The sequence below is a fragment of the Ignavibacteriota bacterium genome (assembly GCA_016713565.1).
Taxonomy (GTDB): Bacteria; Bacteroidota; Ignavibacteria; order Ignavibacteriales; family Melioribacteraceae.
Genome location: JADJOX010000008.1, coordinates 480,197 through 494,006 on the forward strand (window position 1 = coordinate 480,197; position 13,810 = coordinate 494,006).

At 30.6% G+C, this 13,810-nt stretch carries 13 protein-coding genes; 10 read left to right on the plus strand and 3 right to left on the minus strand.

Annotated features, from left to right (window positions below; genetic code table 11):
• Positions 1-2: 2 nt before the first annotated feature.
• The 3 genes from IPK06_16785 to surE are packed head-to-tail and all read right to left on the minus strand — an operon-like array spanning position 3 to position 3,288.
• The gene (locus IPK06_16785; GenBank protein ID MBK7981625.1) at positions 3-395 is read right to left on the minus strand and encodes a hemerythrin family protein; all 393 of its coding nucleotides are present in this window, start codon (positions 393-395) and stop codon (positions 3-5) included.
• Positions 396-409: 14 nt separating this feature from the next.
• Positions 410-2,503 (minus strand): FixH family protein, encoded by a 2,094-nt coding sequence (locus tag IPK06_16790; GenBank protein MBK7981626.1) that lies wholly within the window; start codon positions 2,501-2,503, stop codon positions 410-412.
• 20 nt (positions 2,504-2,523) lie between these two features.
• Positions 2,524-3,288, minus strand: coding sequence for a 5'/3'-nucleotidase SurE (gene surE / locus IPK06_16795; GenBank protein MBK7981627.1), 765 nt, complete (start codon positions 3,286-3,288; stop codon positions 2,524-2,526).
• 111 nt (positions 3,289-3,399) lie between these two features.
• On the opposite strand from surE, the gene IPK06_16800 reads away from it, so the two are divergent.
• From IPK06_16800 to IPK06_16845, 10 genes are read left to right on the plus strand one after another with little or no spacing between them, the layout of a single operon-like run.
• Positions 3,400-4,227 (plus strand): hypothetical protein, encoded by an 828-nt coding sequence (locus tag IPK06_16800; GenBank protein ID MBK7981628.1) that lies wholly within the window; start codon positions 3,400-3,402, stop codon positions 4,225-4,227.
• Positions 4,228-5,088 carry an N-6 DNA methylase gene (locus IPK06_16805; protein ID MBK7981629.1) on the plus strand — a complete coding sequence of 287 codons (861 nt, stop codon included), beginning with the start codon at positions 4,228-4,230 and terminating at the stop codon, positions 5,086-5,088.
• Entirely contained in the window at positions 5,085-6,266 is a 1,182-nt protein-coding gene (locus IPK06_16810) for an exodeoxyribonuclease VII large subunit (GenBank protein MBK7981630.1), read from the plus strand. Before IPK06_16805 ends, IPK06_16810 begins: the two co-directional genes overlap by 4 nt.
• Positions 6,263-6,463 carry an exodeoxyribonuclease VII small subunit gene (gene xseB / locus IPK06_16815; protein MBK7981631.1) on the plus strand — a complete coding sequence of 67 codons (201 nt, stop codon included), beginning with the start codon at positions 6,263-6,265 and terminating at the stop codon, positions 6,461-6,463. Before IPK06_16810 ends, xseB begins: the two co-directional genes overlap by 4 nt.
• Positions 6,464-6,491: 28 nt before the next feature.
• Entirely contained in the window at positions 6,492-8,411 is a 1,920-nt protein-coding gene (locus IPK06_16820; GenBank protein ID MBK7981632.1) for a 1-deoxy-D-xylulose-5-phosphate synthase, read from the plus strand.
• On the plus strand, positions 8,408-9,412 hold the full coding sequence (locus tag IPK06_16825) for a Gfo/Idh/MocA family oxidoreductase (protein MBK7981633.1): 1,005 nt from the start codon (positions 8,408-8,410) through the stop codon (positions 9,410-9,412). The genes IPK06_16820 and IPK06_16825 overlap by 4 nt, the downstream gene beginning before the upstream one ends.
• Before the next feature lie 4 nt (positions 9,413-9,416).
• Entirely contained in the window at positions 9,417-10,106 is a 690-nt protein-coding gene (locus tag IPK06_16830; protein ID MBK7981634.1) for a response regulator transcription factor, read from the plus strand.
• Positions 10,051-11,133, plus strand: coding sequence for a two-component sensor histidine kinase (locus IPK06_16835; GenBank protein MBK7981635.1), 1,083 nt, complete (start codon positions 10,051-10,053; stop codon positions 11,131-11,133). The genes IPK06_16830 and IPK06_16835 overlap by 56 nt, the downstream gene beginning before the upstream one ends.
• 31 nt (positions 11,134-11,164) lie before the next feature.
• A complete protein-coding gene (locus tag IPK06_16840; GenBank protein ID MBK7981636.1) occupies positions 11,165-12,799 on the plus strand; it encodes a M20/M25/M40 family metallo-hydrolase in 1,635 nt (544 codons plus the stop codon).
• A gap of 6 nt (positions 12,800-12,805) precedes the next feature.
• Positions 12,806-13,633 carry a PstS family phosphate ABC transporter substrate-binding protein gene (locus tag IPK06_16845; protein ID MBK7981637.1) on the plus strand — a complete coding sequence of 276 codons (828 nt, stop codon included), beginning with the start codon at positions 12,806-12,808 and terminating at the stop codon, positions 13,631-13,633.
• Positions 13,634-13,810 lie beyond the last annotated feature (177 nt).

The window sequence follows — 13,810 nt, forward strand, 5'->3', positions numbered from 1 at the left end:
TATTAATTTAAGTTTAAAAATTGTTTTAACTTAATATCCTTTTTTTCAAAGTGATTTTCCAGCCAATTTTTCATGGATTTTAAAATTTCCATATCCAATTTTGAATTGGCTTTTTTTAGTGTTTTTAAATAATCTGAATATTTTTGCAGCGCTCGGTCATGTTCAAGTTTGTGTGAAATAAATTCAACAACCTTGTTTTTTTTCATCAATGATTCTTCGGTCTCAAAGTGGATTTTAAATTCCTTTAGTAGATTTTGGTATATGTCAATAATTTCTACTTTAGTTGAGTTTTGCATTTCAAATAACTTATTAACCGTTTCATAAATTTTCTTATGCTGGTTATCAATTTCTTCAATGCCAAGAACATGTTTGCTTTCGAATTTTATAAAATCCATACTTACCTCAAAATTTATAACATTCTAAAAATCTTACGCAGTAACCATTCGATTGTAAAAAGCAGAATAACAATTAGTAATATAAGATGTAAAAAAGATAATCGCAACTCATTATCCGTAGAATTGTAACTTATTTTATTTTCATACAATAAGTTTAATTTATTGGAAAGTTCGCTTGAATTGGTTAAATCAAAATAACTTCCATTTGTCAGGCTAGCCAATTGGCGCAAAAAATTTCGATCTGAGCTTTTTACAATATTTTCTATTTCAACCGGTTCTACGATAAACGAATTCGAAAATTTTGAATTATTGATCTCAGTTTTGTAATTATATTTTCCCGATTTATTCGGAATAAATTCACCTTCGTATAATCCATTGCCAAGAGAATTTAGAACAACTTTATGCGAATTATTTTCGCTTGAAATTTCAATTTCAATAATTGCGTCGTTTACGGGTTCAAAAGTAGCATCATAATAATTAGCGCTGAACATTACTTTTTCACCGATTGAATATACTTTCTTTTGCGTTTTTAAATTAAATTTTTGATTGTCTTTATTGATCGATAACCACTTTATGGAATTTATAATTAAATTATCCCAAAGCTGAAATTGCTTTTCGGATGTTTGAATTTTCCACTTCCAAAAATTTGCCGAGTTTAATACTATGAATTTTTGCTTTGTTGAATTTGTGAACAAAATAGGATTTTGAGCTGAATTTTCAATAAGTAAAACTTGCGAGTCAGCAGTTGGATTTATTTTTGTTTTAGTGAAATTTATCGGAGGAAGTTTTTCCCAATTTTTTATTTCTTCTGAATTTCCAATAATTGAATAAGCAATATTTTGCGGCGAAATTTGAGCTTCTCCAAAAGTATTTGAAATTTGAGTAATGCCGAAAGGCAAAATATTTTTATAATCATTCAATATATCAAGATCAATATTATTTGAAAACGCAAGAAATACAGATTTATTGGGATTAGAAATTTCTGAGAAAACCGACTTTAATAAATTTGCGTTTGTAGATTTGGATGGAAAACCTACAAGAAAAATTATTTCAGCTTCTTTAATCACTTTTAAATCATTTTTATCGTTTAAGAATTTATTTCCGCCGGTTTGTACAATTGGAAAAATTTCGTAATCTTCAAATTTTGATAAAGTAGTTATAATTATTGATAAATCCGCGCTTGGTCCGCCGCTGATTACCGCAATTTTTTGTTTGGAAGGTAAAATATTTACTAATATCGATTTAGTATTATTCTGAATATTGTTTTCTTTTCCATTTAAAATTGAATTTATTACAAGTTTGTGTTCGCCTTCAGTTTCGTTTGAATATGAAAATCTCAACCTGTTAATTCCCGTTTCGCTTAAAATAATTTCCTGCTGCGAAATCAATTTTCCGTTTTCTATTAACTGAACTTCGGCTTTATCACCAGTCAAATTTTTATTTGATATTGAAACTTCAATTTCAGTTTTTCTTCCAGAGTAAATAAATTCATTCGCGGTTATTTTCTGAACTTCAATGTCTTTCTCTGTTGCAGTATCGCCAACGCCAATTGTAAAAAACGGAATTCCCAACTGCGCAGTTTCATTTGTTATGTCTACTCCTTGATTATTTAATCCGTCACTTATAATTGTTACAGAAGCAACGTTTTGCGTTTTTTTAATTTGTCTGATTATATTTTCAAATTGTGTGGGCGAATTATTAAAATTCAATGAATCAATATTTTTTAATGTTTTTATCTCATTGCTGAAAGTAAAAAGTTCGGAATTTGTTACTTGGGTTTTAAGGTCTTCTGATAAATTTAAAATTTTATTAACTTCACTGTTATTGCCGATAAACTTTATAGATTTTGAATTATCAATAAATATTAAATTTTTCGGCTCAATTTTATTTTTAGTGGTGGTAATTAAAATCGGGTCAAAAAGTAACAAATAAATTAATATTAAAGCCAGTGCGCGAATGAAAACCAAAATTGATTTTAACCAAATTCTGATTTGAGGCAAAGTGGTTTTATATACAAAAATTGAGTAAACTAATATTAGAATTAAACCTAAAAAAAGTAAGACAGGGCTGCCGGAAATTGACACGCGAATATTTTCAAATAAATTCATCTATTACCAAGAACGAATTTTCATTTTATTGAAGATAGATTCCAATTCTGCAACTCATTAAATGTTTTATAATCTGTTAAATCAAAATGAACTGGAGTTACAGCTACGAAATTACTTTTAATCGCAATTTGATCAGAATTCAAGTCTTTATCAAAATCCATCATTTCGCCGGTAAGCCAATAATAGTCATTTCCGTAAGGATCAGTTCTTTTTTCATAGATATCAGCCCATTTAGAATTTCCCTGATGTGTCGCTTTAATTCCTTTAATTTCATTTTCGTGCAAATGAGGAATGTTTACATTTAGTAAAGTTCCATTTGGCAAACCGTTTTCTACCACTTTTAGAGTAATTCCTTTAGCTACTTTTTTCGCATAATCGAATAATGTAGGTTTGTGGCTTGTAAGAGAAAAAGCAATTGCGGGGCAATCCATTATAGCGGCTTCTCTTGCCGCGGAAACAGTACCGGAATAAATTATGCTTATGGCAGTATTTGAACCATGATTTATTCCCGAAACAACAATATCCGGGCGTGAGCGCAGCAAATTTTTAATCCCGAACTTAACACAGTCTGCCGGAGTACCATTTACAGCGTATCCAACAAATTTATCTCTTAAATTATATTCTGTAACTCTTAACGGCACTTTCATCGTAATTGAATGACCAACCGCACTTTGTTCCGTTAAAGGAGCGACTATTGCAACATCTCCAATTTCACTTAAAGCATCGGCAAGTTGAAAAATTCCTTCGGCACCTATTCCATCATCATTACTAACCAAAATTTTCATAAATTATTTTCCTATATTTTAAAAGAGAATTTTGTACAAATACAAATATACCAAAGTTTAATGCTAAAGCATTGTTCTTAATTTGATTAAAAAATAATTAGAAACTATAAAATGAAAAAAATACTTAAAAGTTTATTCTTCTTGTTTTTACTTTCAACTACAATAAATTTTGCCCAAGAAGATCTCGAAATTTTTATTATTGATGGATTTGTAACTCCGGAAAAACCACACATTTTTAAACTTAGTTTTTATACTTCTGTTCCGGTAAAAACAAAATTACTTATCGATGACAAATATAAATATGACATAAGTAATGAATATTTAGAAGATCATAAAATTGAAGTCGATATTACAACAATTAAATTTAAAGATAAAACTGTACCGTATAAAATAATTTATGAAAATGAAAACGGAGAAAAAAATACTTCAGATGAATTTGAAGTAATTCTTCCATATGATGAATTTATATTTACAAAATCCGGCAGCAATCCGTTTACAACTATATTTTTAGGAATGCTGCTTTACGCAATTCCGTCTCCTAACTTGGTAATACTTAATAAAGAAAATTATTTTAGTTTAACAAAAGAAATTCCGTTAATAACTTTTTACGGATCGGGCTATAATTATCCTAGCGGGAATATTACATTTGAATATTCACACATATACAAAGCGCAGCCTCGTGATATTATCCGTTTGGGTTATAAACATTTTTTCCCTATAAAGGGAATTGAATATGTTGCTCCGGGAATTTCGGGATTCAGTAATTTAAAAGGTTTTAATGGAATTGGCGCCGAAGTTTCAATAGGATTATTTAAGATATATGATGTTTTTACTTTTTACGGAAAATACAGATATAATTTAAAACCAAATGAAACTTCTAAATATTTTCATGAAATTTCCATTGGCCTGTATTCTCACTTCTTTACAATTGACATATAAATGAAAAATAAAAACGGCATTATTGATCTTGGTGAAAGGGGAAAGTTTAACATAAAAAATAAACTTAATAACCTTACCGGTAAAGAATGGATTAAATTTACAAAATCATGGTTTATTCATAAACCGGTTAGAAGGAAAAACGATGAAATCTTGCATCCGGCAAAATATCCTGAAAGTTTGGTTGAAGAATTCATTGCTTTTTTTACAAAGGAAAATGAATGGGTTTTCGATCCGTTTTTGGGAAGCGGGAGTACACTAATTGCCGCCGGTAATTTAACTAGAAATGCGGTTGGGATTGAACTGAACGAAAAGTATTATAAAATTGCAAAAAAGAGAATTGAAACCGGTAATTTTGAAAATAATATAATGGCGTTAAAAGGTAATTCATTAAATCTTAAGGAAATTTTAATTAAAAATGAAATTAATCAAAAAATTGATTTTACAATAACTTCACCTCCGTATTGGAATCAGTTGGAGAAAAATTCACTACGTCAAAAAAAAAGAAATGAAAACGGTTTAGACACAAAATACTCCACACAAAAAAAAGATATTGGGAATATTGCGGAATATGAAAAATTTTTGGAAACACAAGCGTTAATTTTTGATCAAATTTATGATATAACTAAAGAAAAAGGTTATTTAACAATTATTACAAATAACATTTTCCACAATGGGCGGGTTTTTCCGCTGGCTTTTGATACTGCTGTTTCGCTGACAAAAAGAGGCAGTAAAAGCTGGTTACTAAAAGATGAAAAAATTTGGCTTCAGGATGATAAACCGCTTATCGCACTTGGAGTAAACAGTGCTTGGGTTGGTAACAGGCATCATCAGTACTGCTTAATTTTTAGAAAAGGAAATTGAAAGTGGAAAAGGCAATTTCTGTAAGTGAATTAACAAATTACATTAAAAGAGTTATAGAAGAAAACTTTGAACAGGTTAGGATAATTGGTGAAATTTCAAATTTTAAGGCCCACGCTTCAGGTCATTGGTATTTTACATTAAAAGATAAAAACGCGCAAATAAGCTGCACAATGTGGAAAGGACTTAATAATTATGTTTTTTTCACTCCGCAGGACGGAATGCAGATTGTTGTAACCGGAAAAATAACTGTGTATCCTCCCAGAGGAAATTATCAGTTGGATGTAAAGTCAATGAAGCCAGCCGGCGAAGGTGAATTGCAAAAAGCGTTTGAACAGTTGAAAAGGAAATTATTCGATGAAGGTTTGTTTGATGATGAACATAAAAGACCAATTCCAAAATTTCCCGCAAAAATTGGAATTGTTACAGGAACCGATACTGCCGCTTTGAAAGATATGTTAAGCGTTGCCGAAAGAAGATATCCGATTTTAGAATTAATTATTGCTCCTACAAGAGTTCAAGGGGAAGGTGCGGCTGAACAAATTGCAGCAAGTATTGAGAATTTAAATCAGCACAAAGATATTGACTTAATAATAATCGCGCGTGGCGGCGGCTCATTAGAAGATCTTTGGGCTTTCAACGAAGAAATTGTAGCAAGGGCAATTTATAAATCCAAAATTCCAATTATATCGGGTGTTGGTCACGAAATAGATTTTACTATTACAGATTTCGCCGCCGATCTTAGAGCCCCAACTCCATCTGCAGCAATGGAAATTGCTACTCCAAATAAAGATGAAATTATTGGCTTTCTTGAAGAAATTTCAGATAATAATAAAAATTATATTTCAGAGAAAATTGAAAACTTAAAATATGAGCTGAATTATTTAAATAAATCGTATGGTTTTAAGAATATAACGAATTTAATAAATACAAAAAAACAAACAATTGATAATTATATTTTTAGAATTCAAGTTATTATTGCTAATTTTTTAAAGTCGAATAAAAATAATTTATCTTTATTTTCTAAAATTATTTTGAGCAATAACGTAAATTCAATTCTAAAAAAAGGTTTTGTACTTATTGAGCAGGATGAAAAAATAATTAAAAGGAAAACTGAGTTAAAAATTGACCGTGGTTTAGAACTTAAATTTTATGACGGAAACGTGAGTTTAAATAAATGAGTAAAAAGACAAAAAATTTTGAAGAATCTCTTAACAGATTGAAAGAAATTTCGGAACTGCTTGAAAATGATGAAGTTTCTCTGGAAGAATCGATTAAGTTATACGAAGAGGGAATTAAATTATCTAAATATTGTAATGAACTTTTGGAAAATGCCGAATTAAAAGTTCAAGAATTAAATAATGAATTTAAAAATTAATAATTAATTAACGAAAGAGTATAAGTAATTGGTAGACGAATCACAATACAAAATATTATTTAAAGTAAACTCGCCGAAAGATATAAGAAATTTTAACGTAGTTGAACTTAAAACATTATGCAGCGAAATAAGAAATTACATGGTTGACGTAATTTCTCAAATTGGAGGACATTTCGGCGGAGGTTTGGGAACAGTTGAATTAACAGTGGCGCTTCATAAAGTTTTTGATACACCAGTTGATAAATTAGTTTGGGATACAGGCCATCAAGCTTATCCGCATAAAATTATTACGGGTAGAAGAGATAAATTAAAAACAATAAGAAAACTAAATGGAATAAGCGGATTTTTAAAAAGAACAGAAAGTGAATATGATGAATTTGGAGCAGGACACGCTTCAACATCTATATCCGCAGCTTTGGGTATTGCGGCCGCAAATAAAATAAAAGGTGAAGATTATAAAAAAGTTATCGCTATAATAGGTGATGGCGCAATGACAGGCGGAATGGCTTATGAAGCAATGAATAATGCCGGATTTTTAAAACAAAATCTTATTGTTGTGCTGAATGATAATAATATGTCAATTGCTCCAAATGTTTGGCAAATTTCCAATTATTTTAATGAAGTAATATCACACCCGGAATACAATAAATTTAAAGGTGCCATTTGGGATTTAACCGGGAAACTTGATCAGTTTGGTGATAGATTAAGAACAGTTGCGGGAAGAGTTGAAGCCGGAATAAAAGCGATTGTTACTCCGGGAATGCTTTTTGAGGCACTGGGATTTAGATATTTTGGTCCCGCGAATGGTCATAATATTTCTAAATTGGTGAAATTGTTTGAACAAGTAAAATCACTTTCCGGTCCAATTTTGGTCCATGTTATTAGTGAAAAAGGTAAAGGATATAAACCTGCTGAAGGAAGTAAATCCGAGTTTCATGGTGTTACACCTTTTGATAAAATTACGGGCGAAATAATTAAAAAGTCCAATGCCGCGCCGTCTTATACTTCCATTTTCGGAAAAGCACTCGTAGAAATAATGAAACAAAATGAAAAAGTTGTGGGAATAACTGCGGCTATGCCCGATGGAACCGGACTTTCATATGTTGAAAAAGAATTTCCAAATAGATATTTTGATGTGGGTATTGCCGAAGAACATGGAGTTACTTTTGCCGCAGGTTTAGCTACTCAAGGTATAATTCCTGTTGTTGCCATATACTCCACATTTATTCAGCGGGCAATTGACCAATTAATTCATGATGTTGCTTTGCAAAAACTTCACGTTGTTTTTGTTTTGGATAGAGCAGGATTAGTCGGAGCTGATGGTCCTACTCATCACGGTACATTTGATTTATCTTTTTTAAGATATATTCCCGGTATCGTTATAATGGCTCCTAAAGACGAAGCAGAATTACGAAATATGCTGTATACTGCCGTACAAAATAAAATTGGACCAATAGCAATTCGATATCCGAGAGGAAGCGCGTTGGGAGTTGAAGTTAAGCCAGGTTTTGATGAATTAAAAATCGGCAAGGCAGAAATTATAAATGATGGAAATGACATTGCGATTTTGGCTGTAGGATCAATGGTAAATTATGCTGAAAAAGTTGTTCAGCAATTAAAGGGAAAAAATATTTCTGCCGCGTTATTTAACATGAGATTTATTAAACCTTTAGATACTGAGTTACTTAACGAAGTAACTCAAAAATTTAAGAAAATTGTAACGCTTGAAGAAAATTCAATTGTCGGTGGCTTTGGAAGTGCAGTTCTTGAATATTTTAATCAAATGAATTATAAAAATGATGTTAAACTAATTGGTATTCCCGATAAATTTATTGATCACGGTACACAGCAAGAGTTACATAAAATTATCGGAATCGATCCTGATGGAATTTCTGAAATAGTACAAAATTTTTTGGAATCTAAAATAAGTAAAGAGGTAGTTAGTTGAATCAGAAAACAAAAATTGCTGTAATCGGTTTAGGTACGGTTGGACAATTAGTTCATGTTCCAATTCTGGCAAAACTTAATTTAGTTGAATTGGTTGCCGTTTCGGATATCAATAAAACAAGATTAAATTCCGTTTCCGATAAATTCAATATAAAAAACAGATTTACAGATTTTACAAAAATGTTGGAAACTGTTGAAATTGATGCGGTTGTAATTTCTACACCTACAAATACGCACAAAAGCATTGCGATTGAATGTTTATCAAAACGTAAGCATGTCTTAATTGAAAAACCGATTGGCTTAAATTTAGCCGAAGCTCAAGAAATTGATTCAGAGGCAAAGAAAAATAAATGTCACGCAATGGTTGGAATGAATTTCAGATTTCGACCGGATACAATGCTTCTTAAGAGTTTAATAAATAGCGGTGAATTAGGAGATTTATTTTATATAAAAAGCGGCTGGTCGCGTAAACAAAGTAGTCAGGAAAAATGGTTCAATAAAAAAAATCTTGCCGGCGGCGGAGTGATGTTCGATTTAGGTGTAGTTGTAATCGATACGGCGCTTTGGCTATTGGATTATCCTAAAATAAAAAATGTTTCCGCGCAGCATTTTTATCACGCCATACAAAATATTGAAGACTCTGCGGTTGGCTTTATACGAATGAATAATTCTGCGGTAGTGAATTATGAAGCAAGCTGGTCTTTTCATGATGAAGTTGAAAGTTTTAAATTAACGGCTTACGGAACAAAAGGAACCGGTCATTTAAATCCGCTTAGAGCTTATAAAAAAATGGGTTCTAATAGAGTTGATTTTACGTCTAATTCATCACCACAGACAAAAGATTTATTTAAGAAATCTTACGAAAATGAACTTAAGCATTTTGTAGGTGCAATAAACGATTCTGTTCCATTAATATCTTCAAGCAGTGAAGCGATTTCTAGAATGAAATTAATTGAATGTATTTATAAATCTGCAAATTCACAATCTGAAATAGAAATATAAAATTATGGCAAAAGTCTTATTAGTTGACGATGAAAAAGATATAGTTGAATTTCTGCAATATAACTTAGAGTCTGAAGGATTTGAAGTATTAACTGCATATGATGGTGAATCTGCTTTAGAAAAAATGCAAGAAAAACCTGATATTGTAGTATTAGATGTAATGATGCCCAAGATGAATGGATATGAAGTTTGTAAGAATATTAGACTAAACGAACAATATAATGATGTGCCAATTATTTTTCTAACAGCAAAAACAAGTGAATTTGATGAGTTGAAAGGCTTTGATCTTGGTGCGGACGATTATATTAAAAAACCAATTTCACCTAAAATGCTTGTAGCTCGGGTTAAATCAAAAGTTAAGAAAAAATCACAAACCGAAGAAAAACAAATACTTAATTCTTCAGTTATAAATATTGGCCCATTGGAAATAAACAAAGATAAGTTTGAAGTAAAAATTCATGGAAACACTATTGTACTTCCCAAAAAAGAATTTGCGATTTTATATTATTTAGCAAAAAAGCCCGGTAAAGTTTTTCCGCGCGATAGAATTCTTAATGATGTTTGGGGTGAAGATATTTATGTAATTGAAAGAACGGTTGATGTTCATATCAGAAAAATTAGAGAAAAATTGGGTAAAGATGCTGATATTATTGAAACAATTAAAGGTGTTGGATATCGCTTCAAGGAATTTTAATCTCGTTATTTCTATTCTCAAATCTTCATTAATTTATATTAAAGAAATTCTTTTATTAAGCTTGTTATTCGGCATATTAATTATTTTACTTTTTGATATTTCGCACTCACAATTATTTATTACAATCATCACAATTTTAATTTTTGATTTAATAATTCTTTTTTCAATAGGGAATAAAAGAAGGAAAGAAATTGAGGAAATAAATTCCGTAATTAAGGCAATTCGTAAAAATAAAATTCTTAATGAAAGCGAAATAAAGTTAAGCGGCACTTTAAAAGATTTGGAAGATAATATAAAGGCAATGTTGTTAAGAACACAAAAAGACATTGCAAGTATGAGTAAATTAGCAAATGCCAGAAGTGAATTCTTGGGTTATGTTTCACACGAATTAAGAACACCGATTTTTACAATTCAAGGTTATCTGGAAACACTATTAAATGGTGCAATTAATGATCCTAAAGTAAACAAAAAATTCATTGAAAAAGCCCTATATCATTCAGACAATCTAAACGTCCTGTTAAATGATCTAATTGACATTTCTATGATTGAATCCGGTCTAATGCAATTGAGTTATAGATATTTTAATTTGTTTAATTTTTTTGATGAAATTGTAAAGCAAATTAAACCTACAATAACAAATGAAAATGTAGAACTTGTATTATTTGATTTTGATAAAAATGTTGAAGTGTATGGCGATAAAGATAAATTAAAACAAGTAATGAATAATTTGTTAAGCAACGCTTTAAAATATACTCAAAAAGGTAAAGTTGAAATAATTGTAATCGCGAATAAAAAATCCGTTTTGATAAAGATAAAAGATACAGGCATTGGAATTGCCGAAAAGGATATTGACAGAATTTTTGAAAGATTTTACCGTACCGAAAGGGATAGAGAAAGTTCAATACCCGGTACAGGTTTGGGTCTATCAATTGTAAAACATATTTTGGAAGCGCATAACTCAGCTATTGAAGTTCAGAGCGAATTAAACGTAGGCTCAGAATTTTCTTTTAAATTGAAGAGGGAATAGTTATTTATTCATTTGTAAATTAAAAAAACAAATGAAAATAAAGTTATTAATATTTTTTGCATTTCTTTTGTATAAAATAAGCGCGCAAACTTTTACTGAAAAGTTATTGGTAAATATTGAAAAATTTAAAAGCAATATTGAATTTCTAGGAAGCGATTCTTTAGAAGGAAGAGAAACAGGAACCAAAGGCGCTGTATTAGCTGCCGAGTTTATTGCCAATCAATTAGCTGAATTAAATTTAAAACCTGCAACCGCAAACGGCTATTATCAAAATTTGCCTATTCATCAAAGCACTCCATTAAAAAGCTCGAAGCTTACGTTGTTTAATGATACAACCAAAAGAAATTTTATTTTTGGTAAAGACTATTTTATTTATAAATCCGGTGAACAAACAATTATTCCTTCACCATTGCCAATGGTTTTTGTAGGTTATGGAATAACCGCGCCGGAATTTGATTACAATGATTATCAGAATATTGATGTAGAAGGAAAAATTGTTGTAATGCTTTCAGATGAACCATATTCTAATGTAGAAAATTATTTTAATGGAGAGTTCCCAACGTTATACAGTTATGCTGAAGCTAAGCAGCGAATTGCCATTTCAAGAGGTGCAAGCGGCAGTATTATAATTCCAAATTCATCCGATGATCGAATTTATAATTGGAATAATTATCAGCGTAAATTTGAAATTGAAGATATGTCGCTGGCATATTCAGTTTCAAGTAATTTGAATTTATTGTTTAAAAATAATTCAGCAAGCGCACTTTTTGAAAACTGTCAATATTCTTTAAACGATGTTTTCGAAATGTGCAAACAAAATAAAATTAAAAGTTTCCCTTTAAATGTTAAATTGTCCTTCTCCGGAAATTTTTTGGAAAGAGATTTTATTTCTTACAACGTTGCGGCAATGTTAGAAGGTTCCGACGATATTCTAAAAAATCAATACTTAATTATTTCAGCTCACTATGACCATCTGGGTATTAGTCCTGAAATAAACGGCGATTCAATTTACAATGGTGTTGCCGATAATGCAGTTGGCGTTGCCGCGGTTTTAGAAATAGCGCGTTCAATATCGCAAATGAAGTGCAAACCAAAAAGATCAATTATATTTTTATTTTTAACCGGTGAGGAAAAACAGTTATTAGGCTCTTCTTATTATACTGATCATCCGATTGTGCCGCTTTTTAAAACAATTGCAAATGTAAATATTGATGGAATTTCAATGTTTGACAAAATAAAAAGTATAATTGGAATAGGTAATGAATTTTCCACTTTGCAAAAATTTCTGCAAAAAACCGCAAATGATCTCAACCTTACACTTACAAATATTCCTCCGCAGTTTGAACAGCATGAATCGTTTTATCTATCTGATCAAATTGCTTTTGCCCAAGCCGGTATTCCTTCAATAATGCTTATGGAAGGAAATGATTATGAAAATTTAAGTAAGTCTGAAGGAAATGAAATTTTAATAAATTTCGCCAAGAATGTTTATCATACGCCGTTTGATGACCTTTCGCAAAAGATTAATTTTAATGCGGCTTCACAGTTTATCGGAATATTGGAAAATTTTATTCTTAAAATTGCAAACGCTGATGAAATTCCCGAATGGAATGAAAATTCTCCTTTTAAAAATATTAGATTGAAAACAATCGCAGAGCAAAGGTAAATTATTATGATCCGTAATTTTATCTTATTTATTTTAATTATCATTGCAGCTTTTGCATGCAGCTATAATTCGGCAAAGGAAAATATTATTTTTATTAAAGGCTCCGACACAATGTTTCTGCTGACAAAAAATCTTTCTGATGAATACATGAAAACTCATCCTTTCGTTTCGATATATGTAGAAGGTGGAGGAACCGAATTAGGTGTAAAATCTCTTTCAAATGGAGAAACTGATATCTGTACTGCTTCTCGCCCTTTAAAACCCGCAGAAGTTAAAATGATCGCCGACAAATATTCAATAATTGGAATGCAGACATTAATTGCAAAAGACGCATTAAGTATTTACTTAAATCCAAAGAATCAAATTGATAACTTAACTTTGGAACAATTGAGAAAAATATTTACGTGCGGAATTAGTAATTGGTCTGAAATTAATGGCAGTGATCAAAAAATTCTTCCAATAATAAGACCACCTAATAGCGGGACTCATTTCTATTTTAAGGAACACATTTTGGATGGTGAAGAATATTGCGAAAATGCCGTTGTAAAATCAACAACGAATGAAATTATAAATGAAGTGTTACAACATGAAAACGCAATTGGTTATGGCGGAATTGGTTATAAAGAAGGTGTTATTCATGCAAAAATAAATGGAATTTCTTCTACTGAAGAAAATGTAATAAAAAATTTATATCCGATCAGCAGATATCTTAGTTTTTATACCCTCGATACACCTAGAGGAATTGTTAATGATTTTATTAATTGGGTTGTTAGTCCGGATGGACAAAAGGTCGTTGAAAAATCGGGCTATATTTCAATTTGGCTGAATAAATAGTTTACTAATAATTGCAAACATTTCAATTTGCTTAATTATCATTTCAAAAATCTACTTAAGCACGAATCAAATCAATCTTAACGATTCATTAATATACGCTTAACAATTTCTTAATGTTAACTGCCTAAGTTTCCAACGTCGAAGAAATCTTATCTAAAAATTTGAGGAGAGAAATGA

Coding starts and splice junctions, on each gene's coding strand:
- IPK06_16785 (MBK7981625.1), bottom strand. CDS start 395: ATGGATTTTATAAAATTCGAAAGCAAACATGTTCTTGGCATTGAAGAA.
- IPK06_16790 (MBK7981626.1), bottom strand. CDS start 2,503: ATGAATTTATTTGAAAATATTCGCGTGTCAATTTCCGGCAGCCCTGTC.
- surE (MBK7981627.1), bottom strand. CDS start 3,288: ATGAAAATTTTGGTTAGTAATGATGATGGAATAGGTGCCGAAGGAATT.
- IPK06_16800 (MBK7981628.1), top strand. CDS start 3,400: ATGAAAAAAATACTTAAAAGTTTATTCTTCTTGTTTTTACTTTCAACT.
- IPK06_16805 (MBK7981629.1), top strand. CDS start 4,228: ATGAAAAATAAAAACGGCATTATTGATCTTGGTGAAAGGGGAAAGTTT.
- xseB (MBK7981631.1), top strand. CDS start 6,263: ATGAGTAAAAAGACAAAAAATTTTGAAGAATCTCTTAACAGATTGAAA.
- IPK06_16830 (MBK7981634.1), top strand. CDS start 9,417: ATGGCAAAAGTCTTATTAGTTGACGATGAAAAAGATATAGTTGAATTT.
- IPK06_16835 (MBK7981635.1), top strand. CDS start 10,051: ATGCTGATATTATTGAAACAATTAAAGGTGTTGGATATCGCTTCAAGG.
- IPK06_16840 (MBK7981636.1), top strand. CDS start 11,165: ATGAAAATAAAGTTATTAATATTTTTTGCATTTCTTTTGTATAAAATA.
- IPK06_16845 (MBK7981637.1), top strand. CDS start 12,806: ATGATCCGTAATTTTATCTTATTTATTTTAATTATCATTGCAGCTTTT.